Origin of the sequence: Streptomyces wuyuanensis (assembly GCF_900103455.1) — a bacterium.
Lineage (GTDB): Bacteria > Actinomycetota > Actinomycetes > Streptomycetales > Streptomycetaceae > Streptomyces > Streptomyces wuyuanensis.
In genome coordinates this window covers 1-24,667 of the sequence record NZ_FNHI01000036.1, presented here as the reverse complement: position 1 = coordinate 24,667, position 24,667 = coordinate 1, and the positions used below count along the sequence as shown (strand labels likewise).

At 69.1% G+C, this 24,667-nt stretch carries 21 protein-coding genes; 19 read left to right on the top strand and 2 right to left on the bottom strand.

Annotation, left to right across the window (positions count from 1 at the left end; genetic code table 11):
* The first annotated feature begins 61 nt into the window (after positions 1–61).
* The 8 genes from casA (at position 62) to BLT82_RS34995 (ending at position 9,238) form a co-directional block, all read left to right on the top strand.
* Positions 62–1,627: a type I-E CRISPR-associated protein Cse1/CasA gene (gene casA, locus BLT82_RS35030; protein ID WP_093662290.1), complete on the top strand. Its 1,566-nt coding sequence runs from the start codon at positions 62–64 to the stop codon at positions 1,625–1,627.
* Complete coding sequence (gene casB / locus BLT82_RS35025) at positions 1,624–2,244, top strand: type I-E CRISPR-associated protein Cse2/CasB (RefSeq protein ID WP_093662288.1); 621 nt, start codon at positions 1,624–1,626, stop codon at positions 2,242–2,244. Before casA ends, casB begins: the two co-directional genes overlap by 4 nt.
* A gap of 144 nt (positions 2,245–2,388) precedes the next feature.
* Positions 2,389–3,570 carry a type I-E CRISPR-associated protein Cas7/Cse4/CasC gene (gene cas7e, locus BLT82_RS35020; RefSeq protein WP_093662286.1) on the top strand — a complete coding sequence of 394 codons (1,182 nt, stop codon included), beginning with the start codon at positions 2,389–2,391 and terminating at the stop codon, positions 3,568–3,570.
* A complete protein-coding gene (gene cas5e / locus BLT82_RS35015; RefSeq protein WP_093662284.1) occupies positions 3,567–4,358 on the top strand; it encodes a type I-E CRISPR-associated protein Cas5/CasD in 792 nt (263 codons plus the stop codon). The genes cas7e and cas5e overlap by 4 nt, the downstream gene beginning before the upstream one ends.
* The gene (gene cas6e, locus BLT82_RS35010; protein WP_093662282.1) at positions 4,355–5,002 is read left to right on the top strand and encodes a type I-E CRISPR-associated protein Cas6/Cse3/CasE; all 648 of its coding nucleotides are present in this window, start codon (positions 4,355–4,357) and stop codon (positions 5,000–5,002) included. Before cas5e ends, cas6e begins: the two co-directional genes overlap by 4 nt.
* A gap of 15 nt (positions 5,003–5,017) precedes the next feature.
* Positions 5,018–6,544, top strand: coding sequence for a Mu transposase C-terminal domain-containing protein (locus BLT82_RS35005; RefSeq protein ID WP_093662280.1), 1,527 nt, complete (start codon positions 5,018–5,020; stop codon positions 6,542–6,544).
* Positions 6,541–7,377 carry an AAA family ATPase gene (locus tag BLT82_RS35000; protein WP_093662278.1) on the top strand — a complete coding sequence of 279 codons (837 nt, stop codon included), beginning with the start codon at positions 6,541–6,543 and terminating at the stop codon, positions 7,375–7,377. Before BLT82_RS35005 ends, BLT82_RS35000 begins: the two co-directional genes overlap by 4 nt.
* A 154-nt stretch (positions 7,378–7,531) precedes the next feature.
* Positions 7,532–9,238, top strand: a complete 1,707-nt coding sequence (locus BLT82_RS34995; RefSeq protein WP_093662276.1) for a serine/threonine-protein kinase — start codon at positions 7,532–7,534, stop codon at positions 9,236–9,238.
* 116 nt (positions 9,239–9,354) lie between these two features.
* Here the strand turns inward: BLT82_RS34995 and BLT82_RS34990 are convergent, their stop codons facing one another.
* Positions 9,355–9,558 carry a hypothetical protein gene (locus BLT82_RS34990; protein WP_093662274.1) on the bottom strand — a complete coding sequence of 68 codons (204 nt, stop codon included), beginning with the start codon at positions 9,556–9,558 and terminating at the stop codon, positions 9,355–9,357.
* 225 nt (positions 9,559–9,783) lie between these two features.
* Positions 9,784–10,377, bottom strand: a complete 594-nt coding sequence (locus BLT82_RS38465; protein ID WP_244529911.1) for a hypothetical protein — start codon at positions 10,375–10,377, stop codon at positions 9,784–9,786.
* A gap of 647 nt (positions 10,378–11,024) precedes the next feature.
* Between BLT82_RS38465 and BLT82_RS34980 the strand changes: the two genes are divergently transcribed.
* From BLT82_RS34980 to BLT82_RS34925, 11 genes are all read left to right on the top strand, one after another.
* Entirely contained in the window at positions 11,025–11,285 is a 261-nt protein-coding gene (locus BLT82_RS34980; protein WP_093662272.1) for a helix-turn-helix transcriptional regulator, read from the top strand.
* Between the two features lie 156 nt (positions 11,286–11,441).
* Complete coding sequence (locus tag BLT82_RS34975) at positions 11,442–12,344, top strand: DUF6083 domain-containing protein (RefSeq protein WP_093662270.1); 903 nt, start codon at positions 11,442–11,444, stop codon at positions 12,342–12,344.
* A 1-nt stretch (position 12,345) separates the two neighbouring features.
* Positions 12,346–12,819, top strand: a complete 474-nt coding sequence (locus tag BLT82_RS34970) for a hypothetical protein (RefSeq protein ID WP_093662268.1) — start codon at positions 12,346–12,348, stop codon at positions 12,817–12,819.
* Entirely contained in the window at positions 12,816–14,438 is a 1,623-nt protein-coding gene (locus BLT82_RS34965) for a UvrD-helicase domain-containing protein (RefSeq protein WP_093662308.1), read from the top strand. Before BLT82_RS34970 ends, BLT82_RS34965 begins: the two co-directional genes overlap by 4 nt.
* Entirely contained in the window at positions 14,411–14,989 is a 579-nt protein-coding gene (locus BLT82_RS34960; RefSeq protein WP_093662266.1) for a restriction endonuclease, read from the top strand. The genes BLT82_RS34965 and BLT82_RS34960 overlap by 28 nt, the downstream gene beginning before the upstream one ends.
* Positions 14,990–15,454: 465 nt before the next feature.
* On the top strand, positions 15,455–17,089 hold the full coding sequence (locus BLT82_RS34955; protein ID WP_244529909.1) for a DUF2397 family protein: 1,635 nt from the start codon (positions 15,455–15,457) through the stop codon (positions 17,087–17,089).
* A complete protein-coding gene (locus BLT82_RS34950; protein ID WP_244529907.1) occupies positions 17,086–18,492 on the top strand; it encodes a DUF2398 family protein in 1,407 nt (468 codons plus the stop codon). Before BLT82_RS34955 ends, BLT82_RS34950 begins: the two co-directional genes overlap by 4 nt.
* The gene (locus BLT82_RS38460) at positions 18,489–20,528 is read left to right on the top strand and encodes a hypothetical protein (protein WP_244529906.1); all 2,040 of its coding nucleotides are present in this window, start codon (positions 18,489–18,491) and stop codon (positions 20,526–20,528) included. The genes BLT82_RS34950 and BLT82_RS38460 overlap by 4 nt, the downstream gene beginning before the upstream one ends.
* Before the next feature lie 629 nt (positions 20,529–21,157).
* A complete protein-coding gene (locus BLT82_RS38755) occupies positions 21,158–22,747 on the top strand; it encodes an SbcC/MukB-like Walker B domain-containing protein (protein WP_342029437.1) in 1,590 nt (529 codons plus the stop codon).
* 143 nt (positions 22,748–22,890) lie between these two features.
* Positions 22,891–24,066 carry a DUF2399 domain-containing protein gene (locus BLT82_RS34930; protein ID WP_167746179.1) on the top strand — a complete coding sequence of 392 codons (1,176 nt, stop codon included), beginning with the start codon at positions 22,891–22,893 and terminating at the stop codon, positions 24,064–24,066.
* Positions 24,067–24,466: 400 nt separating this feature from the next.
* The coding region (locus BLT82_RS34925; protein WP_208868127.1) for a transposase at positions 24,467–24,667 on the top strand (201 nt) is incomplete at its 3' end.

Here is a 24,667-nt window from a genome sequence, read left to right as displayed (position 1 = left end):
CAGCCTGACAGGCTCGTTCCCCTTTCCACCTGCCCCAACGTGCTGCGAAAGCTGCCCTGCCATGCCCGAATCAGACTTACCTTCCCCACGTTTCAGTGCGGCCGACGACCCGTGGATCGAGGTGCGCACCGGCCACCGCTACGCCACCGTCGGCCTGCGCGAGCTGTTCTTGCGCGCCGACACCATCGACGACCTCGCCCTGCCCCACCCGCCGGCCGCCTCGGCACTGTTGCGGATTGCCGTCGCCATCACCACCCGGATCACCGGCCTGGACAATGCCGACCTCACCGCCTCCGAATGGACAGCGCTACGGCGCCGCTGCCTGACCGCCGGGCGTTTCGAACCAGACGCCGTGCACGCCTATTTCGACGCCCACCCATGGAGTGTCTTCGATCCCGAGCGGCCCTGGCTCCAGGACCCGTCCCTACGCGAGCAGTGCGCCAAGCCGTTCGGTATCAACGCCTTCGTCCCCGGCCGCCCCGCGGGCAACAATCTGGCCTGGTTCAGCCCTCACCATCACGACAACGCGACCCCCGTACCGACCGCTCACGCCCTGCAGTACCTGCTCATCCACCACTACTACGGCCGCCCCGGCACCAGCACACCACGCACCACCGCGACCTGCTCCAGCGGGAAACTCACCGGCGGCCCGCTACGCGGCACCGTGTCCTTCCACCCCGTGGGCCGCACCCTGCACGAAACCCTTCTCGCCGGCTGCGCCCCATTCACAGGCGACGAACTCCCCGCCGCCGACACCTGCCCGTGGGAAGACCCCGCGCCCCCTGACCCCGACGCCCCACCCAGGCCGGTGTCCTGGCCCGGCCGGCTCCTGACCGGCATGTCCCGGCACGCAATCCTCCTCGTCCCCGGCGATGACGGCGCCACCGTCACCGACGCGTACCTGTCCTGGGCCACCCAGCACCCCAAGGTCCCCGTCACCGACCCCTACCTCACCTACCACTTCGACATGGCCAAGCCCCTTCCGCGGCGCCGCAGCGTCCGCCGCGCGGACGCCGACCGGGCCTGGTGGCGAGAGCTGGACACTCTTCTCCTGGCCGGAGACGAGCACGGCAGCCACCGGCGGCCAGCCGTGTTCGACACCCTCAACGACCTACCGGACGAGGTGCGCACCACCTTGCGCATCCGCGTCCACGGCTTCGACCAGGACGCCAAGGCGACCGACTACCAGTGGTACACCGCCCTCACCCCGCCGCTGCTGCACTGGATGGAAGAACACGACCCGCAGCGCGCCCAGCGCATCGCCGATTGCTGCCAGGCAGCCGAATCAACTGCCCGCCAGCTGGCCGACGTCACCAGGCAGGCGTGGGAGGAAGCCGCCACACCCGGGCGCGCCGGATCCCCTGCCCGGCCACGCCGCAAAGAACCGGCATGGGTCGGCAAGTGCGCGGCTCGGTACTGGCCGCTGGCGGAATCCGTCTTCTGGCAGCTCTTGGACGATCCCGACGCCGCACCGACCCGCGCGTTCACCCGCGCCGCGGTCACCGCCCTGCGGGAGACCACTGCCACCGCCCGCGCCCGCCACAACAGCGCCGCCCGCGCCGTCGCCCTCGCCGTCCGCGAGCTGTACCGCCGGCAGCCGAACCCACAGCGAAAGACGAGCCGATGAGCACGATGGCCGAACGCCGCACCGCCTACGACGCATACGTCACTCATATCCACGGCCTCTGCCGCGACCCCGGCACCCGCAGACGGCTCAGCACGGGCCTCGGCCGTCCCGTCGAGGAATGCGCCCAGATGGACAAGCTCCTGACCCGGTACACCGCGGGCCGGCCGGGGCGCCGCGCCCACTACACGGTTGCCAGCCTCATCGCCCTCGCCGGACCCGAAGTCCACACGCCCGGTGTCCGCCCCACCCGCCGCGCCGGCACCCTCGCGGCACTGACGGAGCCTGCCGGGTCGCCCAACCCGCCCGCCACAGGCGTAGCCCTGGACGCCTGGTTTCGTCGCCCCAACCTCGGTACCGCGCTCGCTGCCGCCGTCCTTGACGCCGGCTGGGGTGAAGACCGCACCGCGGACCGTCTCCACGTGATGACCCGCGTCGGCGAGGATCAGCTGCACCGCCGACTGCCCACTCTCATCAGGCGGCTGCTGTCCGACGGTCTCACACCCGACTGGGGCGTCCTGCTGCACGACCTCATCCAGCGCTCCTACCGGCCCGACACCGTCGGCTTGCGCTGGCGCGACGCCTTCTACCTCACCCTCCATCAGCCGGCCACCGACTGACCCCCCGGCCAGTGGCCGCAGCGTGTAGCCGCCGCCCGTGCAGGGGCATCGCTGCGCCGGGGCCCTGACCCGACCTGAGCTCACCGCACCGTCCTCTCGCCTCGGGCTGTCCGCATCACTCGAGGCCAATGAAGAAGGTCCCGCATGTATACACCCGCCCGCTTCCTCGACCTGCACGTTCTCCAGCCGGTCACCGCCTCCAACCTCAACCGAGATGAGAACAACGAACCCAAGACGATCCACTACGGCAACGCGACACGGTCCTACGTTTCTCCCCACGCCTGGAAGCGCCCGCTCCGCCTTGAGGTCGAGCAGGACCTGGGGGAACACGCCGCCCGTACCCGGATGCTTCCTCCCGTCGTCGCCGACCGCCTGCGGGAGTCCGGATGGCCCGACGAGCTCGCGGACTTCGCATCAGCCCAGATCGTCCTGTCCGCGAAGAAGGGCGGCCTCAAGCACAACGAGAAGGAACGACACCGCACGCAAGCGATGCTCTACCTGCCCCGTGACGTCGCCGACGGCCTCGTCACCGTGTGTGAGAAGAACCGGGAAGCGCTGCAAGACGCTCTCGCTGAGCACACAGCCGAGCAGCAGCGGGACACGGACAGCAAGAGGAAGAAGAAGACCCCGGCGCCGGTCCTGCCGACCAAGGAGGTCGCCGCCGAGCTGACCCGCCGCACCGCCAGCATCAACCTCTTCGGCCGGATGCTCGCCGAACTACCCGGCGGCCACGTTGAAGCCGCCGTCCAGATGGCCCCCGCCTTCTCAGTCCACCGAAGCGACCTCCAGCAGGACTTCTTCACCGCGGTCGAGGACTGGCCCCGGCCCGGCGACAACGGAAGCGCCCACCTGGAGACCAACTTCCTCACCACCGGCGTCCTCTACCGCTTCTCCACCCTCAACGTCACCGACCTGCTCAGCAACCTCGGCACAGGCACGGCCACCGCCCAGCACCTCATCGAGCTCTATGCCTGGCACTTCATCATGAGCATGCCCCAGGGTAAGAAGACGTCCACCGCACCCCACACCATCCCCGACCTCGTCCACTACGCCGTCCGGGACCGGCGCTCCGTCTCCTACGGAGCCGCCTTCGAGCACCCCGTCGCCCCCGCGCCCACGGGCGGCTACACCACCCCCGCCCGGCAGGCCCTCGCCGACTACGCCGCCACGGTCAACCGCCTCGTCGGCACCCGCACCCGCATCGCCCACGGACACGCCGGCACCACCACCACACCGATCGAACACCTCGGCACCCACCACACCTCGTTCGAGGACCTCACCGCCGCGTGCGCCACCGCCGCTCTCACCCCCGAGAACCCGGCATGAGCGGCCTCCTCCTGCGCCTGGCCGGCCCCGTGCAGGCCTGGGGCGAACGCGGAGTCTTCCACCGCCGCGACACCAGCGCCTTCCCCACCCGGTCCGCCCTCATCGGCATGTTCGCCGCCGCCCAAGGCCGCACCCGCGAACACGCCCTCGACCCCTACCCGCACCTTCCCGGCCGCCCCGACCACCGCGACCTGACCATCACCATCCGCATCGACCAGCCCGGCACCCGCTACCGCGACTTCCACACCGTCGGCGGCGGATACGGCCCCCGCAACGCCCTGCGCACCGGCAACGGCACCTACCGGCCCGAAAAGGAATCCACCCTCGTCTCCCACCGCGACTACCTCATCGACGCCTGCTTCACCGTCGCCGTCGAAGGCCCAGCCCCCCTCATCGCCCACATCGCCGAAACCCTCGAGCAGCCCCGCTTCGGCCTCTTCCTCGGCCGCCGCTCATGCCTGCCCGACGAGCCGCTCGTCCTGCGGCACCACACACCCGATCCCATCCACGAACTGAAGACCGCAGCGCCCCTCACCCGTAACGCCCCGCCCCGCGACGACACCCCGATCCCGGTCACCTTCGTGTGGGAACACCCCCCACCCCACGCCACCAACCCCGACCAGCCCGACCGGGAAGCCACCAGCGAACCCATCGACCTCACCACCGGCGCCCGCCGCCACCTACCGCGCCCCCTGTGGCTCACCACCGAACCCCTCCCTGCCGGCCTGCACACCGGCCCCCGCCCCCTCGACGCCCTCGCCGCCTACAAGCTCGGAGCACCCGCATGACCCACCTCACCCGCCTCACCCTCGACCCCCGCCACACCGCCGTCCGCAAAGACCTCGCCGACGTCGACAGCCTCCACAAAACCCTCATGCGCCTGGTCCCGGACAACCTGGGCCCCCACCCCCGGGCCCGCGCCGGTCTCCTCTTCCGCCTCGAAACCGGACCCGAGCACGTCCTGCTCATCCAAACCGCCCACCAACCCGACCTGAATGCCTTACCCCGCCGCTACGGCACCGCCCAGACCCGCAATCTCGCCTCCATGTTCACCGCCCTGCGCCCCGGCATGCCCGTGCGCTACCGCATCACCGCGGCCCCCACCATCGCCCGCTCAGCCGGCACCCCCCACCCGCACCCCGTCACCGGCAAACGCCGCGGCAAAACCACCCCCCTGACCGGAGACGCCGCCGACGCCTGGTGGCACCGCCGCGCTCTGGCCGCCGGACTCGAACCCCTCACCAGCCACGCCACCCCACGGCCCTTCCCCCGCAAAGACCACAGCCGCATCGGCCCCTACACCCTCACCCAGTTCGAAGGCCACGCCCGCATCACCGACACCGACCTGCTCACGACCGCCGTCACCCACGGCATCGGCAAAGCCAAGAACTACGGAGCCGGACTGCTCTCCCTCGCCCCCGCACAGCCCTGACCGAAAGCGTCCGCCATGAACCCGCAACCCGACCTCACCACCCTGCGCGCCACCGCCGTCCACCGACTCCTCAGCCTGGAACAGCAGGGCAAACTCACCCGCACCCGCATCGCCGGCGTCGCCGACGCCTTCGGCGTCGACCGCCGCACCGTGGACCGCTGGCTCACAAACGCCCGCAACAACTGCGGCACCTACACCCCCACCGCCCGCTCCCGATTCGAACTCACCCCCCACATGCTCGACGCCGTGGCCCGCTGGCGCGGCAACGCCACCGCCGCATGGCGGGAACTCCAAGCCGAGCACCACGACCTCCCCTCCCCGGCGACCTTCCACCGCGCCGTGAACAGAGCCCTCTCACCCGGCATGCGAGCAGGCCTGCGACACGGCGAGAACGCCCGTCGCCGCCACGACATCGCGGGCAGACGCGAACGCCACCACCGCAACTACGCCTGGGAAACCGACCATGTCGAAGCCAGCGTGAAAGTCATGGTCGACGGCCACCCCCGCAAACCCTGGATCACCTGGTTCGTCGACGTCGCCACCAGCGCCATCTGCGGCCTCGCCATCACCCCCCAACGGCCCACCCGCGAAGCCGTCCTCGTCGCCGTCCGCGACGCCGTCCTCATCGACGAACACCACGGCCCCTTCGGCGGCGTACCCGACCGCATCCGCGTCGACGGCGGCAAAGAGTTCCTCTGCACCACCGTCCAAGAAGCCCTCGGCGCCCTCGGCACCGAACGCATCGTCCTTCCCCCGTACACACCCGAGGGCAAAGGCACCGTCGAGGCCGTCAACGGCGCCGTCAAGAAGACCCTGTTCACCGGCATGCCCGGCTACACCCACGCACCCACCCTCCGCGGCGGGAAACCAGTAGACCCCGACCAGCCCCTGCTCCGCTTCGACGCGTTCGTCGCCCTCGTCCGCGACTGGGTCCACCGGTGGAACCACGAGCACACCATCAAAGACCTCGAGGGCCGCACCCCCGCCCAAGCCTGGAACGACGACACCGCCCTCATCGAAACCGTCAGCGCGGAAGACCTCCACACCTACACCCTCGAACGGCACGGCAAGCCACTCACCATCAACAACACCGGCGTCCGCTGGAAGCGCCGCGACTACATCGCCGACTGGATGCACGGCTTCGCCGGCGAGAAAGTCACCCTGCGCTACCTGCCCGACCACGACCACCGCGTCGAGCTCTACGACCCCGACACCGGCCGCCACCTCGGCCCCGCATTCATGACCAACCAGGCAACCCCTCAACAGGTTCGCGACATCAAGCGCGCACAGCGCCGCGAAGCCGACCGGCTGCGCGCCCAACTCAAGAAGTCCGAAAAGAACCGACGCACCCGCTACGCCGCCGCGACCGAACCGCAGCCTCCGACACCCTTGGACGCCATGCCCGAAGAGCAGGCACTGGAACACCTGCGCAACCTCGACGGCTTCGACATGCAAGCCCAGGCCCTGCCCGACATCGTCCCCCTGCCCGCACCCGCAGAAGACTGGACAACCCCCACCGACCCAGACCAGGACCAGACATGACCGAACCCGCCGCACCCCCCAGCCAGCTCCCGCCGCCCTCCAACGACCACTACCTCGGCCTCACCCGCGCCAACATCATGGGCACGAAAGCCGTCGCCGAGACCGAAGACCGCGTCAGGAAAGCCCTCAAGCACGCCGCCATGGTGTGCATCCACGGCCACGTCGGCCTCGGGAAGACCTTCGCCGTCCACACCGTCCTGCGCCGCCACGCCCCCGACACCACCATCCGCCTGCGCTTCCGACAAGCCCACAACATGAGCGAACTCCGCGGAGCCCTCTGGCGCGCCCTGGAACTACCCGGCGAACCACACCAGTCCGCCGACCTGTGCGGACAACAACTCAAAGGAGCCCTCGAACAACAACCCCGGCGCGTTCTCCTCCTCGACGAGGCACAGTGGCTGAGCAAACCCGCCCTCGAGTACATCCGCGACCTCTGGGGCGACGACGAACAGCGCGCCGCCGTCATCTTCGTCGGCAGCGGCACCATCCGCCAACGAATCCTCAGCTGCCCCGCCCTGCACTCCCGCATCTACGACTGGTACCAGTTCACCCCCCTCAAGCCCACCGAAGTGCTCAACACCATCCCCGCCTACCACCCCATCTGGACGGACACCGACCCCGACCTGATCCTCTACACGGACGACCACGCCGGCCACGGCTCCTTCCGCAACTGGGCCAAACTCACCCTCCACCTCCAAGACGCCCTCGAGGAAAAACCCCGACCTCACGCTCACCAAAGACCTCGTACGTTGGGCCTTCAGCCGCCTCGACCCCACCACCCGCCACGTACTCCCGCACAGGTGAAGTCGGCGTCTGGCCGATCGGAAGTCTGAGAGCAAGCAGTCGCTGCCCGCCACAAGAAGGATCAGCAGCAGGCCAGCGAGATACCGGTGTCCTCATCTGGGAAGTCCGCACTCCGGACCTGCCCAACCGCTACGGTTTGTCCTTCAACATTTCGCACCCCACCGTGTCCGGACCGGAGAAGCCATGCCGTCGATCGTGCCCGCCGCGCCGGGAGACCCAGAGCGCATCGCCTGCTACCGCATTCTGGGTCGGCTGGGGTCGGGCGGCATGGGCACGGTGTACGCAGCGCTGGGGCCTCAAGGCCGCCGGGTCGCAGTCAAGGTCATCCACCCGCAGCACGCCGCGGAGCCCGAATTCCGCGCCCGCTTCCATCGCGAGGTCGAAGTCCTACGCCGGGTGGCCGGCCCGTGCCTGGTGCCACTGCTCGATGCCGCACCTGCGGCCGACATCCCCTGGCTTGCCACCGACTACGTCCCCGGGCCCACCCTGCAGCAGCACCTCACCGCGCACGGGCCCTTGGCGCCCATGCAGCTTCACCTCCTCGCCGCCGGAACGGCCAGCGCTTTGGCCGCCATACACGCCCAGGGCGTGGTCCACCGCGACCTGAAGCCGACGAACGTGATCCTCACCCCCCAAGGGCCGCGTGTGCTGGACTTCGGCATCGCCCACGTCGCCGACGGAACAGCGATAACCCGAACGGGAATGCTGACGGGCACACCAGGCTGGATCAGCCCCGAGCACTATCGGGACAGCACTGTCAGCCCACCCGGCGACGTGTTCACCTGGGGCGCGCTCGTCGCCTACGCGGCGACGGGACGACTCCCGTTCGGTTCCGGAGCGGCAGACGCGGTCGCGTTCAGGGTGATGCGCGAACAGCCCAACCTGGAGGGTGCGCCCGATGATCTGCGCGAACTGCTTGAGTCCTGCATGGCCAAGGACCCGCAAGAGCGGCCAACAGCCGCGACGCTCGCAGAGCGGACGACGGAGTTGCTGGGAAGACAAGCGACGCAGGTACTGGACAGAGGACCCATCCAGACCACAGCCGTCGAGGAAGTCCTGGCGAGCCAATGGCACATACCGGAAGTCGACGATGATCCGGCCTGGACGATAGCCCCCCGTCGAAACACCAGGCGCGCGGCCTGGCTCGCCGCATCCTTCGTGCTCATTCTCGCCGCGGCGATGGGCGCCTGGGCGGCCACCGCGATGAATAGCCACTCGGACACTGGAACCAGACCGAGTACCGAACCCGCCAGCGTCCGCGAGACCGCGAGAAAGCCGTCACCCGCGACGTCCCCGCCTCCGGTCAGTTCGCCACCCGCTGCACGGGCTGTCTCCACGCCATCTCAAGTGGCGCCATCACCGACTCCGCCCGTCGGTAGAACACAAGTAACCACCATCGCCCCCTGGGCCGTAGGCGGATACCCCGCTGATGACATCACGGTCACCGGCGAAACCGTCGGCTCCTGCTGGTCATCCTCTGAAGCCACCATGCGACTGGACTCCTGGCGATGCATCGCTGAAGACCAGATACTCGACCCCTGCTTCGCACCCGACGAAAGCCCCGAACACGAAGCACTGCTCTGCATGGGCACCCAGCCGAACCGGATGGTGCGCCTCACCTTGACCGAGCCCTTGCCCGGCAACAACTTCCACATCCCCGGTGGACCACAGGTCACACCGCTCCTGATCATCCTCGCTGACGGGAACGCCTGCCGGACGATGACAGGTGCCACCACTGTCCTCGCCGGAGAACGCATGAACTATGGCTGTGAGGAAGGGGGGCACCTATACGGAGAGCCGGACAAGTCCAACGCGTTGTGGACCATCTCCTACCGGGCCGAAGGGGCAGGCGCCAGCGTCAGCACACCGATAGCTCACGCCTATCAGTGACCGGCGGCAATCGCTTGGGGCGGGTCGGCTGGGTCCTGATTCCCCGCAGTGAGCTGTCGAACGGCCACAGGGAAAGCCGGCCAGAGGGGCGTGGTGCCAGGGCGCGGTGTGAGGCCTCACGCACGGTGGCGGGCGGCACCAGCCGGATGAACCTCGATACTGCCGTCAGCGTTGAGCAGCACCCGTCGGCCCGGATAGGTCCGCTCGACCGCCAGGACATCACGCTCATCGAACACGCCGCTGAAGAGGAGAACACCGTGAATCAGTTCGGTCTTGAACGCGCAGCTAGGCCAACGGTGCAGACAAGCCTCCACCGTCATCGGCTCCTCGGGTGCAGGAAGATCAGGACCAGGCATATGGGGAGTATTCCGCGAAACCGCTGCACTGCGTTGGCCGACAGGACCTCCGGCACCGACTCGCTCAGCGCCCGGAAGCCGTTCACCCCCTTGCCCCCACGGCCGCGCTGGCCCGGCGTCGAGTTCGCAGGCTGAGCTCGACGCCTGACGCACCGACTCCGCTGTAGCCCAGTGCATTGGCGTCACGGCTCATGAGACTTCGTGAGCAGGGAAGGCGGATCCGGGTGGTGGCTCCCAGTGCAGGTCCTCTGTCGTGGGATCCACTGTCCACGTGGCGATGGCCTTCACTGCTACGAGGAGGTCGAGCGCTGCGGCCAGCCTGCTCCGATCCAGAGCGCATGTCCGCAGCAGCCGATCCGTCTCGACGCTGGTGCACCATCCGGTGCCGGAGTAATGGTGCGCGGTGAGCGTCAACGCGGTGAGCCTGGCCTCGGCCGGCAGGGCGCGCAGTTCGGGTTGAGTGACCACGCGCATCGCCCAGCCGGCAGCGTGGAGACGATCGCGGCGTGCAGGCTCCTGGTAATGGACGGCGGCATCGAGCAGGCGTACGGCGACGCCACCTGGACGCTGGAGTGAGAGGTGGTCCGGCAGCAGGCACAGCCAGCGTGCTTGTTCCAGCTCGTTCCACGGTGCGGGGGAGTGGGCCAGGCGCATGGCGCGGAGCAGCCCGGCGTGGATGACCGCCAGTCCTGGTGCGCTGGCCCGCAGCGCGCATTGCAGGGCGATGAGTCGGGCCTCGGCACTCACGGGCCAGGGGAGGGCGGCTGCCAGGTAGCTGAGCATGTCGCGTACGCGCAGTTCCGGACGGGCGCCACGGGGGACCCTGGCACGTCTCGCCTTGGGCGGGCTGGTGGCCGGCTTTGCCGAAGGTGGTGTGGGGGAGACGTCCGGGACTACGGCACTGCCCGGTGTCGCGCTGGCGCAGGCCGTGCAGATGTCCGACAGGCGCCACAGCCGCCCGCCGCGTTCACGGGTGAGGACGAGCAGGACCGGGCCGGCGCAGCCTCGGTGGCGGGGATGCCATCGGCATCCGCGTTCGTGGCACTGGCAGGTACGCAGATGGGCCGGTAGTGGTTCGTGCCTGGCGTGCTGGGCCAGGTGCGCAAGGACTGCAGGCTGGGCGGCAGGGGCCAGGAGGGCGTGGCCGTCCGACGTGCACAGTGGGCAGTACAGCATCGGGCCGCCCCGTTGCGGTCGTAGTTCCACGGTCCAGGTGCGCCGCACGTGAGGGCGCAGCGTGCACAGCCTCATGAGGCGTCCATTCCTCCTGCCTAAGCGTCAGATCCCGATCCGCTCCGTGCGGGAAGCGGGTGAGTGTCGGCGGCACACCGTAGTGCAGACCTCTGCCCTCCACCGTATGGCGGCCACCTGCGGAAATAGGGCAGAGGTCTGCACTGACAGGGCAGGGTTCTGCACCGTCGGATGGTGGGGTGACGATCTTTCCGCCCGACCCGAACCTCGCCGCGCTCCGCCTGGAGCTCGCGCGCCTGAGGAGCGAACGCGGCTGGAGCTACGACGAGCTGGCCCGCCGCAGCGGCCTGGCCAGGCGCACTCTCATCGAGATCGAGCAGGGCCGCACCATCGGAACCCTCAGAACCTGGCACGCCCTCGCCCACGCCTTGAGCGTCCCGGTCGACCGGCTCTTCGCCACCCTCTGCGAGGGGCACGAGCCGCCCACCCCCACCGCATAGCCCTCCGCCCTCGGGCAGCGAATCACCTGAACGAGTCAGCCGCTGCGAACTGACGTACGGCATTCCGCACGGCCGTTCCCGGGAACTGGTCCGATCGCAGGACACGCACGGCGCCAACTCGATGCCTGCGGCGCGTCGCCTGCCACCTTCGCCGCCATGAGTTCCACCACCCCTGCCTCCTCCGGCCGCCGATGGGACGGCACCCCCATCCGCACCCACCGCCTGCGGAGCCTGCGGCTCTCCGAGAGCAGCCCGAGCCGCCTGCTGTGCACGGCCCAGGCCAGCCGCTGCCGCGACTGCGGAAACCACATCACCTGGCACGACCGCACCGACCACCGCCCCATCGCCATGCACCCGCAGGAGCTCCCCGCGACCGCGGTGCCCCTCGTCTGCCGCTGGCACATCGACTCCGGCATCGCACACCCCGCCGACGACGGCAGCCCGTGGTGCCGTATCCCGCACACCGTCCTGTGCCCGGCCCGTTCCGCATCCACCCTGCTCACCCCGAAGCTCACGGCACTCCGACGCCGCCTCGCCCTGCACACCCGCCGCCTCACCGACAACGGCACCTTCACCCCGCCCCTCGCCCCCACCGAACCCCGAAACCCGGCCGAGTGCCGGCCGGCCCGCCCCGTCGTCCAGCTCCTCTACGGCCGCTACCTCGCAGCCACACCACTCGACGACATCCAGTGCGTGGCACAGACCCGCACCCGCCGACGCTGCACCCAGCCCGTCCTCGACCCCACCACAGAGGCCGGCATCTGGAAGCTCCTGCCCGCCACCCCCGCCCGCGGCCAACTCACCCTCCCCGCTACCTCCATGGCCGTCTACGACCTCAGCCACCTGCCCTACAGCGAACAGCTGCGCTGGCGCACCCAGCGCTGCCCCCGCCACGCCACCACCCCCGGCGCTCCGGACCTCGCCCTCACCGGCTGGGAAGTCCTCGACCCCCTCCTCCACCACCCACACATCCACACCCGACTCCCCGACACCGCACGCCGCCGCGGCAACGGGCAACAGTCCTGCCACCGCAGGACCGCCGCCCGACAGGAGCCATGACGTGCCGCACCACGCCCTCGAGATCACCCTGACCAGACCCGCAACCACGACCGAACTCGATCAAGCCCGTCGTCTCACCCGGTTCGCGATCAACCACGACCACACCCGACTGCTGACCCTGACCCGCGCAAAGACCCCCAACCGCGCCCTGAGCCGGGTGCGCCGCGCCCTTGAGGAGACACTCCCCATCGACGTCCTGGCCACCCACTACCCGGACACCCACGGCCAGATCATCCTCAACATCGACCCTCCGCCAGCCACTCACGCCCTCCTGCAACGCGCCGCAGCCCGTCACGGCCAAGACGTCGCAGCCTTCATCGAGCAGTCCCTCACCCGTGCACTGCAGCGCATCGACCATCAGGAAGCCGAGCGCCTCACCCATGCCATGCAAGCGCTGCTGGCCACCACCACCCGAGAACGCCTGCTCACCGCTGCAGCCCGAGCACTCACTACCCCGGAAGCGCGCCCGTGCTGAACCTCACCGACGAACAGACCGCTGCAGCCGACCGCTTCCACGCCGGAGACCACCTCGTCCTCCAAGCCGGCGCCGGCACCGGCAAGACCAGCACCCTCGCCGTCCTCGCCCACGGCACCAGACGCCGCGGCCGCTACCTCGCCTACAACCGCGCCATCGCCCAGGACGCCGCCACCCGCTTCCCGCCAACCGTCAGGTGCAAGACCGCGCACGCCTTGGCCTACGCCGCCGTCGGCCACCGCTACCGCGCACGCCTGACCGCCCCACGCCAGCCTGCCTGGAAGACCGGACAGGCCCTCGGCATCACCAGGCCCGTCCGCATCGCAGAACGCGACCTCAGCCCGCGAGCGCTTTCGTACGCCGCCCTGCGCACCATCACCCGCTTCTGCCATTCCGCCGACCCCACCCTGGGACGCCACCACGTACCCCGCATGCGCGGCCTCGAAGCCCCCGCCCCGCACGCCCAACTGGCCAGCACCGTCCTGCCATTCGCCAAACGCGCCTGGAAAGATCTCCAAGACCCCGACGGGGGAGTGGTCCGCTTCGAACACGACCACTACCTCAAGATCTGGGCCCTCACGAACCCTGCCATCGAGACCGACTTCCTCCTCCTCGACGAGGCCCAGGACACCAATCCCGTCGTCGAACAGGTCTTCAATGCGCAGCGCGAGCATGCGCAGTTGGTGATGGTCGGGGCCTCCGCGCAGGCCATCTACCACTGGCGGGGCGCTCGCGACGTCATGACCGGATTCGACGGCACCACACTCGCCTTGTCCCAGTCCTTCCGCTTCGGACCCCATCTCGCTGCCGAAGCCAACCGCTGGCTCGCCCTCGCCCAGGCCCCGATCCGCCTTCACGGCAGTACGCACCTCGCAACCGAACTCGGTCCTCTCGAAGAACCGCATGCGGTCCTGTGCCGCACCAACGTCGGCGCGATGACCCACGTCATGCAGCTCCTTGACGCCGGTCGCCGCGTCGCTCTCGTCGGAGGCGGAGCAGGCCTGCGCTCCCTCGCCCTCGCCGCGCGCGACCTCAAGGCCGGCCGCCGCACCAGCCATCCCGAACTCGTGCTCTTCACCACCTGGGGCGACCTCCAGGACTACGCCGGACATGACCCCGCCGGAGGCGACCTGCAGCCCTTCGTCGACCTCATCGACAGACACGGCACCGATACCGTCCTGGCCGCGGTCGACCAGCTCAGCGAAGAGCAGCGGGCAGACGTCGTCGTCTCCACTGCTCACAAGGCCAAGGGTCGCGAATGGTCCACCGTGAAGATCGCCGACGACTTCACGCCTCCCAAAGACACGGACCAGAGCGACGACACCGGCCATCCCATCCCAGGACCCGTCAACGACGCCGAAGCCCGCCTCGCCTACGTCGCCGTCACCCGAGCCCGGCAACATCTCGACCGCGGTGGCCTGGCATGGATCGACCATCACCCGGCTTCCCCTGCAGGAGACAACCGACCGCTGTCTCACGCCGGCATCGCCAAGGGCTCCGCGCCAGCCACACGCTGCACGACATCTGTCTGGATAGACGTACCGCCAGTGGGGGAGCAAGAAGTGGGCAGACCACCGGAGGGGAGACCACATTGGGTACAGCGCTGCTCATCGCGTTAGCCGTCGTCGTCATAGGGATCGCCGTCATACAGCTCGTACGCGCTGGACGGCGCGAAGCCCAGGCGGAGAAGGCGCGGTTGGCCGAAGACGCGCGCCGCCAGGCCCGCCAGTCACTGGGCGCGGTCTGGGCCATGGACGACCGCCAGTTCGAGGAGTTCGTCGCCGACTTGTGCCGACGGGACGGATGCACAGACGTGAAGCGGGTCGGCGGCGCCGGCGACCTCGGTGCCGACGTCACCGGACTCCTGCCCGACGGTCGCCGGTTCGTCATCCAGTGCAAGCGCTACGCCAAACATCGCACCGTCGGTAGCCGCGACATCCAGACGTTCAACGGCACCGCTCGCGCCGAACACGGCGCTGACGTGCCCATTTTTGTGGCCTCCTGCGTCTTCACCAAGCCGGCCCGCGACTTCGCCGCACGGCACAATCTGTGCCTGATCGATATCGACCTGCTCGGCTTCTGGAACAACGGCACCGTGCTGACCTCGTTCCTCGAGCTGGACATCGGCCGCTCCGGCAACAACCGCAGGCTTCAATCCGACACCCAGTAGAGCCGACGCTCATATTGCGAAACGCCCGCGGGCCCCAGCCGCCCAATTCTCGAACGCATCATCGAATTACGTGAATTGGGAGGCCGCGTCCGGATCTTCAGTGCCCGGGTCCGGCAGCAACCGCGTCAATCTGGCTGGATCCCACTTGAACAGATCCAGCCTGTGATGGCCGTCTGGTGCATTTCGAGGGAACTGCACCTGTGATCGATGAAGCCCGCCCGGAGACGCATTACTGCATGTCGGAACCTTCTCTGGTGTCGCCCTTGGAAGGGGAGCAAGGTGAGTCGTCCGCCGGCTCTTGATCAACAGCAGGCAGGAGTAGCCGCCGACGAATTTGCGTCACCGGGAGTGGGGGAGCAGCCCCGCGGATTTGCCGATTCTCGGGGGCGTTGTCGGTGGCGGCGTCTACTTTCCGAAAGCGAGGCCTGAGGCGGACACGGACCTTGGCCGCATGGAGGGGGAGTGGTGACGGCAGAAGAGTCGAACTTTGCTGTAGATGACAGCGCGGCCGATGCACGACATGTCGTGGGCTATTTGGTGCGCCCTGAGTCCTCTGACTACATCGCGATCATGGACGTGCTTGAGGGATCGGTGACCGATCTGACGGTCGCCGAGGTCACGGCAGCTCTCTCGTCCGTCGGCCTGCGCCTGGACGTGCGTGTGGTCGAGGCACGTCTGGATGCTCTCAAAGGCATGGGCGCGGTGTCGGTGCGGTCAGACACCAGCCATGCACGCCGATACGTCGAGATCCTCGCGCGGAACTGGCGCTACACCGCCAGCCCCGCTGGGCGGCACGTCCAGCGCTTCTACCGCCAAGTCCTCGCCGGAACAGCGACCGTGCGCGAGATCCCGATCGTGTCGCTGAATCGCATCGTCACCTACATCGAGCAACTCGCCGCTGCCCTGGGCACGACCGAGCCCGTGGACGGGAGCCTCGACGCTACGTGCGTGGATGCGGTAGGGGCCGTGTTCACCAGCCACGACGACCTGGACGCCGCTCTGGTCGGCGCCGAGGACGCGCTGATGAACCTGGCCGACCGCTTTGACCTGAACGAGGAACGCACCAATGACCTCAAGGGGCTACTGGTCGACTATGCCACCCGCGTCGCGGCCGAACTCGACTCCGGCTCCGCCCGCGCGGCCGCGGCTCTGACGGCTTTGAGGCCATGGTTCCCTCTGCTGGCTCAGGCGGCGGTCAACGCCTCCCAGGCCCGCGACCTCATCGCGGCCGGTGCGCTCAGCGCCTCCCGCGGCGGCCGCGTAGAGGACTGGGACGGGCTATGCGCCTGGTTCGACGCCCGCACCGGACGCGCAGCACGGTTCTCGCTGCGCCTGGTACGGACGCTGCCGAGCATGCATGCCAACCTGCGCCGACTGCACTCATCAGCCGGCACAGCCTCGAGCCGCACCCGCGCGCTCTCCCTCGCCCGAGCCGTATTGACCCCCGACATCGGGGTCCAGATCTTCCAGGCCGCGGCCGGTGACCACTCCTGGCGCAAGCTCTACGGCCAAGCCGACGAAGACGAAGCCGGCCGCAACCCGTCCTGGCGCGGTGGACCGCAAGTGCCGGTGCCAACGCTGCTGCGCACCGCCGGACGCTCCGGTCCGCGCGGCAGAGGCACCGCACCACGCGACGACACAGCGGTAAAGACCCAAGTGGCCGAAGCCCGGGCCCGCCGCCAAGCCGAGCACACCGCCGCCGTCGCCACGGTCCTGGCCTCCGTGCCTGGACAGCAGCTGGACGAAGCCGCTGCCAGAGTTGCGCTCGCCGCTCTCATGACCGCCGCCCGCGCTGCCGCGACAGGGCCGCGACGCACCGGCAGCAGTGGAGGACTCGCGTGCACCCTTGTCCACACGGGCACAGGCACCGGCACGCTGGACGCCCCCACCTGGCGCGTTCTCCTGCCCGGCCGCATTCCCCTGTTCCACGAACCCGGCCGCCGCCCCTCCACTGCTGCCCTCGCAGCCGTCGCGGGCACCACCACAGCCGACGATTTGGCTCCGCGCGCGACGCTGCACCTCACCACGCATCGCGGCGCACACCACCACCGCGGCGACGACACCTCTGACGCGGGCACAGCGCAGGAAGGCGCGGCATGAGCGAGGAGACTCTCACCGAAACCACCAAACCAGACTTCGCGGCCGATACGGCGGACACGACAGATCCGCCACGGCGACGCCGGAAGGCATGGCGGCCCGAGGCCGACACCGAAGCGGCCGCCCTGCTGCGCCACCTGGCAGCCACCCCTTGGCTGGTCGGCGGCCGCGACGACGACCTCATAGCCGCAGTGCGCCGCAACGAGACCGCACTACGCTCCGCCGTAGCCCGGCTCGGATGGGTGCTGGTCATCGAACGCGACCTGGTGCGTCTACGCAAAAGCGCACCGCCACGCCCAGCCGTGTGGGCCCTCCAGGGCCCAAGCCCGGCGACTTGCTCCTGGTTCTTCCTCCTCGTCGCAGCCGCTGAATCCATGCCACCACGGATCGCGCTGGGACAGCTGGTCACCGCCGCCCGCGCTGCAGCAGCTGAGGCAGCACTGCCGTCACGCAACGACATGGCAGAGCGCCGCGCCGTCGTGGCCGCACTCCGCATGCTCGACGAACGCGGCGTCGTCGAGCGACTCGACGGCGATCTGGACGGCTACCTGCACGACGAGCAGGCCCCGGTGCTGCTCGCAGTGCACCACACTCGACTGGCCTACGTGGTTGCCAACCCCGGCACCCTCGACCCCGCCACCGACCCGCATGGATGGCTTGAGCAAGCCCAGCGCGAACCGGACCCGGCCCGCCGGATGCGCCGCGCGCTCGTGGACGACACATGCGTACACACCGCGCTCCTGGACGAAGCCGAGGCACAGTGGCTGAGTCAGCGAGTGCGCGGCGATGACGGCGCCCCCCTGGCGGACGCCTTCGGACTGGGTCTGGAGCGCCGCGTAGAGGGAGCGGCATTCGTCGTGCCCAGCGAAGCATTCCGTCACTTCCGCCAACTCGGCCCGATGCCTTTCCCCGTCCCGGGCACCATCGCGCACGCCGCGCTGCTGCTGCTCGACCACGCCGCCATTCACGGCACCCCCGGCACCGGACCCGGCCCAGGATGGCGTGGCATGACGCAGGAGCAGGTGGTGGCCGCTCTGACAGATTTCGCCAGCAACAACGCCTCCGGAAAGGGCGGCTGGGGTGCCGAGTACTCCAGCGACCCTCTCCTGCTCGCTACCAAGGTCCGCGATCTGCTGGCCGGCACGAACCTTGTCCATCTCACCCACGCCGACACACAGCCCGACGACACCACCACTTCGATGTGGTGGTTTGCGCCCACCACCGGCCGCTGGGCGGAAGAAGGCACCGCCGCCTCCAAAGCCACGCGCCAGAGCACCCGTTCCCGGACCCACACGTCGGCCAGCCAGCGCCCACCCGCCCCGGGCAACCGCCCCACACGGCCTCAAGAGGGCCCAGACCTCTTCAGTGCCCTCGCGGCCGAGCAGAAGGAGGAGCCCACACAGTGAGCGACATCCTCAATCTGGACTTCGCTTCCCCGACGCCCCCTCCGCCGTCCGGCAACCCCGACCGGTTCGGTGGCCGCTGGCGCCTGGTCGGTGCCGGACTGTCGAACGTGTGGCGCTACGGCGACCTGGACCTGCCCGCAGCATCAGGGCGTCTGCTGTTGCGAGGTCCCAACGGCACCGGCAAGACCACTGCCCTGGAGGCGCTGTGGCCCTACCTGCTCGATCTGAACGCGGCCAAGTTGGCCGCCGGCAAAGCGCGCCCCACCACACTGAAGCTCCTCATGAGCGAGGGCGCCCCTGCAAAGGGCCGCCGCTACGGCTACCTATGGCTGACCTTTGCCGCGCCCGCCGGCGCACCAGCTGCGACAGCCTTGGAAGAAGCAACATCACATGACGGGGAGGTGAGCTTCGGAGTTCGGCTGCAGTACTCGCCGAGCTCGACCCCCGCAGTGAAAGTCGTCCCGTTCACGGTCCCCGGCCGCCCGCTGAAGGAACTGGCCCTTCGCGCCCCGACGGGTGCCGCGCTGGAGCATGAGGAGTTCTCGGCCCGCGTCGAAGCTGCTGGCGGACAGGTCTTCCAAGACTCCGAGGACTATGTGGAGCACCTCGCCGCCCGCATCTGGTCCACCACCGCCGCGGAACTGCGTGAGCTCGCCTCGCGGCTACGGGAAGTCCGCAATCCGACCCTGCTGGGCGACGTCTCCCCGACCGCGGCCGCCGACGCGCTGCGCCAGTCACTTCCGGGCGTGGCCAGCGATGTCCTTGCCGCGACGGCTGAGGCCCTTGCCGAGTCCGACACCACCCGCGAGGCGTTTGAGCGGGACGAGCATGCCGCCACCGTCCTGGCAGAGTTCGCCCGCGTGTGGACCGGACACGTCGTCGACGTCACCCGAACCGCATACACGGCTGCACGCGAAGCTGCTGACGAAGCCCGCGCGCGCCATCAGCAAGTCCAGAAGGGCAGCGGCATGCTCACCCATGCGAAAAGTGCTGTCGAACAGGCCACAGCCGAAGTCCAGCGCCTAAGTACCGACCACCGCGCGGCAATGGCTACCGCCCGCGCCATTGAGATCTCGGATGCATACAAGGCGCACGGGCGAGTGACGGACCTGCGTAAACGGCTCAAGGCCGAGCAAGTCGCCGCGGCCGGCAGCCTCTCAACCCTCGACACCGCCGCCACCCAGGCCCGTACCCAGACCAAGAACAGTCAAGAAGTTCTGGACGAGATCATTGCCGACCTGGCCGAGCTTGCCGCCGACGCTGAGTCCGTCGGCATCCCGCCGACCGCGCTCGATGTCCTGCTCGCTCACCACCCCCGCGCCCGTGTCACACGCTCAGTCGCCGACCGTGTCTTCGACCCCGGCCCCGGTATAACGCTCACCCATGACCGCTCCGGTCTTCAGCAGCTCGCCACTGGATGGGAGGCCTCGGCAAAGGACCACCGCGCCGCAGCCGACAAAGCAGCACTGGTCCAGCGTGACTACCGCCCTGTCGCGGCAGCCGCCGAGACAGCCCAGACCACAAGCCGCAAAGCCTCCGACGCCGAGTCCACCTATGACGAAGCGAGTCAGGCAGCAGATCGCGCCACCGCTGAGGCCCGCACAGCTGCCCGCCAGACACTCGCCGCCGTCGCCCAATGGGCGCTGCACCATGCTCATCTGCGCGGCCTGCACAACGACCGGCCCTCTCCATCCACGAGCATCCCGTGTGGGACGCAGATGACATCGACGCTCTCAATGGCGCTGAACCTGCCGCTGTGCGTGACCAACTCAATGCCTGGGCCGATCAGACTGTGCGAGCCGGCGAAGCCCTCGCCGCCTTACACGAAGGCGCGGCCAAGGACCATCTCGCCGCCGCGGCTCACTTCGACGCCACTGCCGGGCAGCACCGTGCCGACGCCCGCCGTCTGCGCTCCGGGCAGCTGCTGCCGCTGCCGCGCCCCGACTGGGCGGGCCCCGGCGATGATGACACCGCACTCGGAGCGCTGCTGGAATGGCGTCCCGGACTCGACCACACGGACGACCAGCAGGCGCTGATCGAGCTCGCGCTCGCCAGCGCAGGTGTCCTTGGCGCCCACCTGAACACAGGCGGCGCCACAACCAACGCCTGGCACATCAGTCCTGCTGGCACCCCGACAGGGCACAGCCTGACCGCCGTCCTGGACGTCGACCCCGAACACCCGCATGCTGATCTCGCCCGTACCGTCCTGGCCCGCATCGCCCTGACCGACAGCGCCACCCGCCCCCCGGATGCAGCCGCCCTCGTCATCGGACGCGACGGCACGTTCGCGGCCGGACCTCTCATCGCAGACCCCACGGCCGCGCTTGCCACCGCCGGGGTCGCGATCCCTGCCGCCTCGCACATCGGTGGCCGCACGCGCCTGGCCAGGGCCCGCGCCAAGGCGGACGAGCTCGACGCGAGCGCGCAGGAACTCGAGGACAGCGCGGAAGCCGAGCGCAGGTCCGCCGCGGATCGCCGCCAGCGACGCGACACCCTCCGAAGCGAAGCGAAGTCCTTCCCCCCGCGGAGCGAGGTGACCAACGCTGAAGCTGAGCGTGCCCACACAGCCAAAGAAGCGCACCGGCTCCACAGCGCCGCACACACTCTGCGTCAGCAGGCAGACGAAGCCGCCGCCGAGCACACCAACCTGCATACCGCCTGGGCGATGCGCGCCCGCGACCTGGGCATGCCCACCGACCATGATGAACTGGCCGCACTGGTCAGCAACGGCCACGCTCACGCCGAGAAGCTGAACACGTGTGCACAGCGGCTCACCAACCGGCTGCTGCCCAAGCTCGACCGCGGGCTGCGATCGCTTCCCGACGAAACCGGGCTGACTACCCACCTCGCCGACCTCCAGCACGCAGCACAGACCGCGCACACCACGGTGCTCGAAACCCAGGCCGAGCTGACCGAGCTCCAGTCCGAGGGCGACGCGGACGACGCGGTCCGCCGCTTCGACGCCGCCACCGCACAAGGCGACCAACTCTACGCACAACTCGAAACAGCCCGAGGGACGCTGACCACAGCCGAGAAGCAGCTCAGCACCTGCGAGATTGAGCTGAGCACGGCCCAGAAGCGGCTCACCGAAGCCCGCCCTCACCAGACGACAACGGAAGCGCACCTGGCCGCACTGCTCGCCTGGCCACCCATCACCCAGGCCCTCGACGTCGACACCTTCCTCTCCGCCCGCGGCGCCCCTTCCACTGATGGTCCCGGCACCGGCCAGGAACTCCTCGACACCGTCGAAGGCATGCTCGCCCGCCGTCCCACCTCTTCAAAGAAGACCCTCGGCGAGCGCTACGACGAGGTCCGCGCCGAACTCGCACAAACCTGGACCATCGCCCGCGACGATCCGCCCGCCGGTCTCGAGGACCTCGATACATTCGTCCTCACGCACGCGGAACACCACTACGACCCGGTCATAGCCGCCGCCCGCGCGCAGATCCTGGCAGCGAAGGCGAAAAACGCCCTCGCCGCGGCCGAAGCAGCAGCGCTGCAAAACTTTGTCATCGGCCGTCTGCCGGCCGCCATCGGTACCGCGTGGACCGCCCTGATGGACTGGAAGAAGTCCGTCAACACCAAGATGCGAGCAGCCCAGGCATCCTCCGGAGTCGGCGTCCAAGTCCACATCGGGCTGCGGGATGACCTCGACGCTGCCACCCGTACCGTCTACGAGTTGTCCTGCCAGGTGAGCGACGCCGTACGCACCGAAACGCAGAAAGAGCAAGTCGGGCAAGCACTCCAGTCGCTGCTCGCCGCCGCCGACGGCTCCACCATGACCGAACGCCTCGCCGCAGCCGTCGACATCCGAGACTGGGTCGACGTCCACTACCTCGTCGAGCGCCCCGGACCCGACGGCACGCCCATCACCCGGCGATGGGGCTCACGCACCGGCCTGTCCGGCGGTGAGCGACGCCTGGTCGTACTGGCACCCATGCTGGCTGCCATCGCAGCCAACTACGACCGTCTCACGGACACGGGCCTGCGCCTCGTCCCGCTGGACGAAGTTCCCGCCGAAGTCGACGAGCGCGGCCGCGAAGGCCTGGCACGCTACCTCGCCGCACTCGACCTAGACATCTTGTGCACCTCCTACCTGTGGGACGGCGCACCCGGCGCGTGGGACGGCATCGATGCTCACGACCTCGAAGCAGGCGCAGACGGAACAGTCGTCGCCTTCCCCATGCTGATCCGCGGCGTGTCACCAGTCCCCGGCGACACCGATCTCACACCCCCGGCAGGGAGCCCGGCATGACTTGTCACCTGTGCTCCGGGGCGTGTTCCGGAGCTGACCTGACCGCATTGCTCGCGCCTGAGCTCACCTGGCTGTGGAAAGCACTCGCAGCAGCCGCTGACCGACGCGGAGACGAAGCCCTCACCCGCGGGCCCGCAGTCACCGTGACGATCCCCGCCTCACCAGCCCAGCGCGCCGCAGCAGCAGGACTGATCGGCGGACGACCACTGGCACCAGGCCAGCGTCGCCGCCTCGATCTGAACGAACTGACAACCGCCCTGACCATCCGCGGACCGGCGCTCACTCCCGGCGCCGTCGCTGCCCACGCCTGCGGCCGACGCCTCGCGGAGAAGGCCCGCGCCCGCGCCGAACAGAAGGCCTCCGGCGACCGGCTCCATCATCAACTCCAGGCGCGCGCCGAGGCCTGGCCCGAGCACGTACGCGAACTTGTGGAGCCCGCGACCGCATTTGCCCGGCTGCACAGTCTCGGATGGATCACCCGAATCCTCAATACACCCGATCCCGACGCACTACTGAACCAGGCGATCGAGGTAGCCGGACGCCTGCCGCGGCCGGGCCACCGCATCGACCGCCGCACACTCGTCCCCGGAGACCCGCACGCACTCGACGGCGGGCCTCTGCCTGCGCTCGTGCTCGCACTCGCCCAGAGCTCCGGCACCACCCCACGCTCGGCCTGGGCGCGCCTGGGAGTGGACTACGACAACCTGCTCGGGGGACTCCTCATCACCGGAGTCACTCCCAAGGGCTGGCAGATCCCGCCCAACGCAACGTTCACCGTGCCACCGAGGGAACTGGCCGAGATCGCATGGGAGTCCCCTCCAACAGCAGGAACGTGGGTCTTCGTCACAGAGAACCCATCAGTCCTCGCCGCCGCGAGCAGTCAGGCCCTCGTGGACGACACAGCCGAGACGCCGCGGGTGATATGCACCGCTGGCACGCCCTCCCAGGTGGAGTGCGCAGCCATCGGCGCGCTGGCCGATGTCGGATGGCGCGTCGCCATCCGAGCGGACTTCGACCCAGCCGGACTGGCCCACATGCGAGCCCTCCTCGCCGCCGCTCCAACAGCAGTTCCATGGCGGATGAATGCAGCCGACTACGAATCTGTCGCCCAGCACGGCGCCATCAAACTGCGCCTGCAGGAATCGGACTCCCCATGGGACCCGCACCTGGCACCGGCAATGAAGGCACACTCCGCACATGTGTACGAGGAAGACCTCCTCCCACTGCTGCTCACGGACATCGCGGCTGGTGCGCCAGTCGCACCCGCGGGTCAACATCCGGCGGCGGACGCTTCTCATTCACGGCTTGGCGCGGAGTGAATAGGGGGTCAGTGGGGCGGGTTTCTGTGACGGATCACTGCAGCACAAAGGCCCGACCTGTGCGGCGGGCCTGAGAAGACTAGACCTGGAGCACTGCGTAAGCAGGCCAGGTCAGCACAATCAGTGCGCCACACCCAGCTGCGTCACGGATGCCGCCACGACGGGAATCTTCCTGAGCGGCGGCGTCGAACCGGGAAGAGGGTCGTCAGGGGGCCATCTGAGGTGGGCGAGCAACGGGAGGCGACTGTGCTGCAGACCCGCCGCTCGGTTGCGTCCTGGGAAGTGGTGTACGGGTTCGACCTGATCCGGGGGTTTGCTCCGGCATCGGGATGGCGCCCGCATAGACGAACGGCCACCGGCTGATCTTCGAAGTGTCGAAGCCTCGAAGGAGATCAGCACGATGACCGCACCAGACAGTCTGCCCCTGCACGCCCTCGCCGAGGACAACCTCGCCTCGGCGAGTCCCGATCTGCTGCGCGCGATGGTGAAGACGTTCGCCGATGCGCTCATGTCGGCGGAGGCCGACGCCCTCTGCAACGCGGAGTACGGGCAGGTCAGCGAGGAACGCGTCAACCATCGCAACGGCTATCGCCCGCGCGAG

What these genes read in the sequence shown, in the direction of transcription:
- cas6e (WP_093662282.1), top strand. Translation starts at nt 4,355, where the DNA reads ATGACCCACCTCACCCGCCTCACCCTCGACCCCCGCCACACCGCCGTC.
- casB (WP_093662288.1), top strand. Translation starts at nt 1,624, where the DNA reads ATGAGCACGATGGCCGAACGCCGCACCGCCTACGACGCATACGTCACT.
- casA (WP_093662290.1), top strand. Translation starts at nt 62, where the DNA reads ATGCCCGAATCAGACTTACCTTCCCCACGTTTCAGTGCGGCCGACGAC.
- cas5e (WP_093662284.1), top strand. Translation starts at nt 3,567, where the DNA reads ATGAGCGGCCTCCTCCTGCGCCTGGCCGGCCCCGTGCAGGCCTGGGGC.
- cas7e (WP_093662286.1), top strand. Translation starts at nt 2,389, where the DNA reads ATGTATACACCCGCCCGCTTCCTCGACCTGCACGTTCTCCAGCCGGTC.
- BLT82_RS35005 (WP_093662280.1), top strand. Translation starts at nt 5,018, where the DNA reads ATGAACCCGCAACCCGACCTCACCACCCTGCGCGCCACCGCCGTCCAC.
- BLT82_RS35000 (WP_093662278.1), top strand. Translation starts at nt 6,541, where the DNA reads ATGACCGAACCCGCCGCACCCCCCAGCCAGCTCCCGCCGCCCTCCAAC.
- BLT82_RS34975 (WP_093662270.1), top strand. Translation starts at nt 11,442, where the DNA reads ATGAGTTCCACCACCCCTGCCTCCTCCGGCCGCCGATGGGACGGCACC.
- BLT82_RS38465 (WP_244529911.1), bottom strand. Translation starts at nt 10,377, where the DNA reads ATGCTCAGCTACCTGGCAGCCGCCCTCCCCTGGCCCGTGAGTGCCGAG.
- BLT82_RS34990 (WP_093662274.1), bottom strand. Translation starts at nt 9,558, where the DNA reads ATGACGGTGGAGGCTTGTCTGCACCGTTGGCCTAGCTGCGCGTTCAAG.
- BLT82_RS34995 (WP_093662276.1), top strand. Translation starts at nt 7,532, where the DNA reads ATGCCGTCGATCGTGCCCGCCGCGCCGGGAGACCCAGAGCGCATCGCC.
- BLT82_RS38755 (WP_342029437.1), top strand. Translation starts at nt 21,158, where the DNA reads ATGCGCGCCCGCGACCTGGGCATGCCCACCGACCATGATGAACTGGCC.
- BLT82_RS34950 (WP_244529907.1), top strand. Translation starts at nt 17,086, where the DNA reads ATGAGCGAGGAGACTCTCACCGAAACCACCAAACCAGACTTCGCGGCC.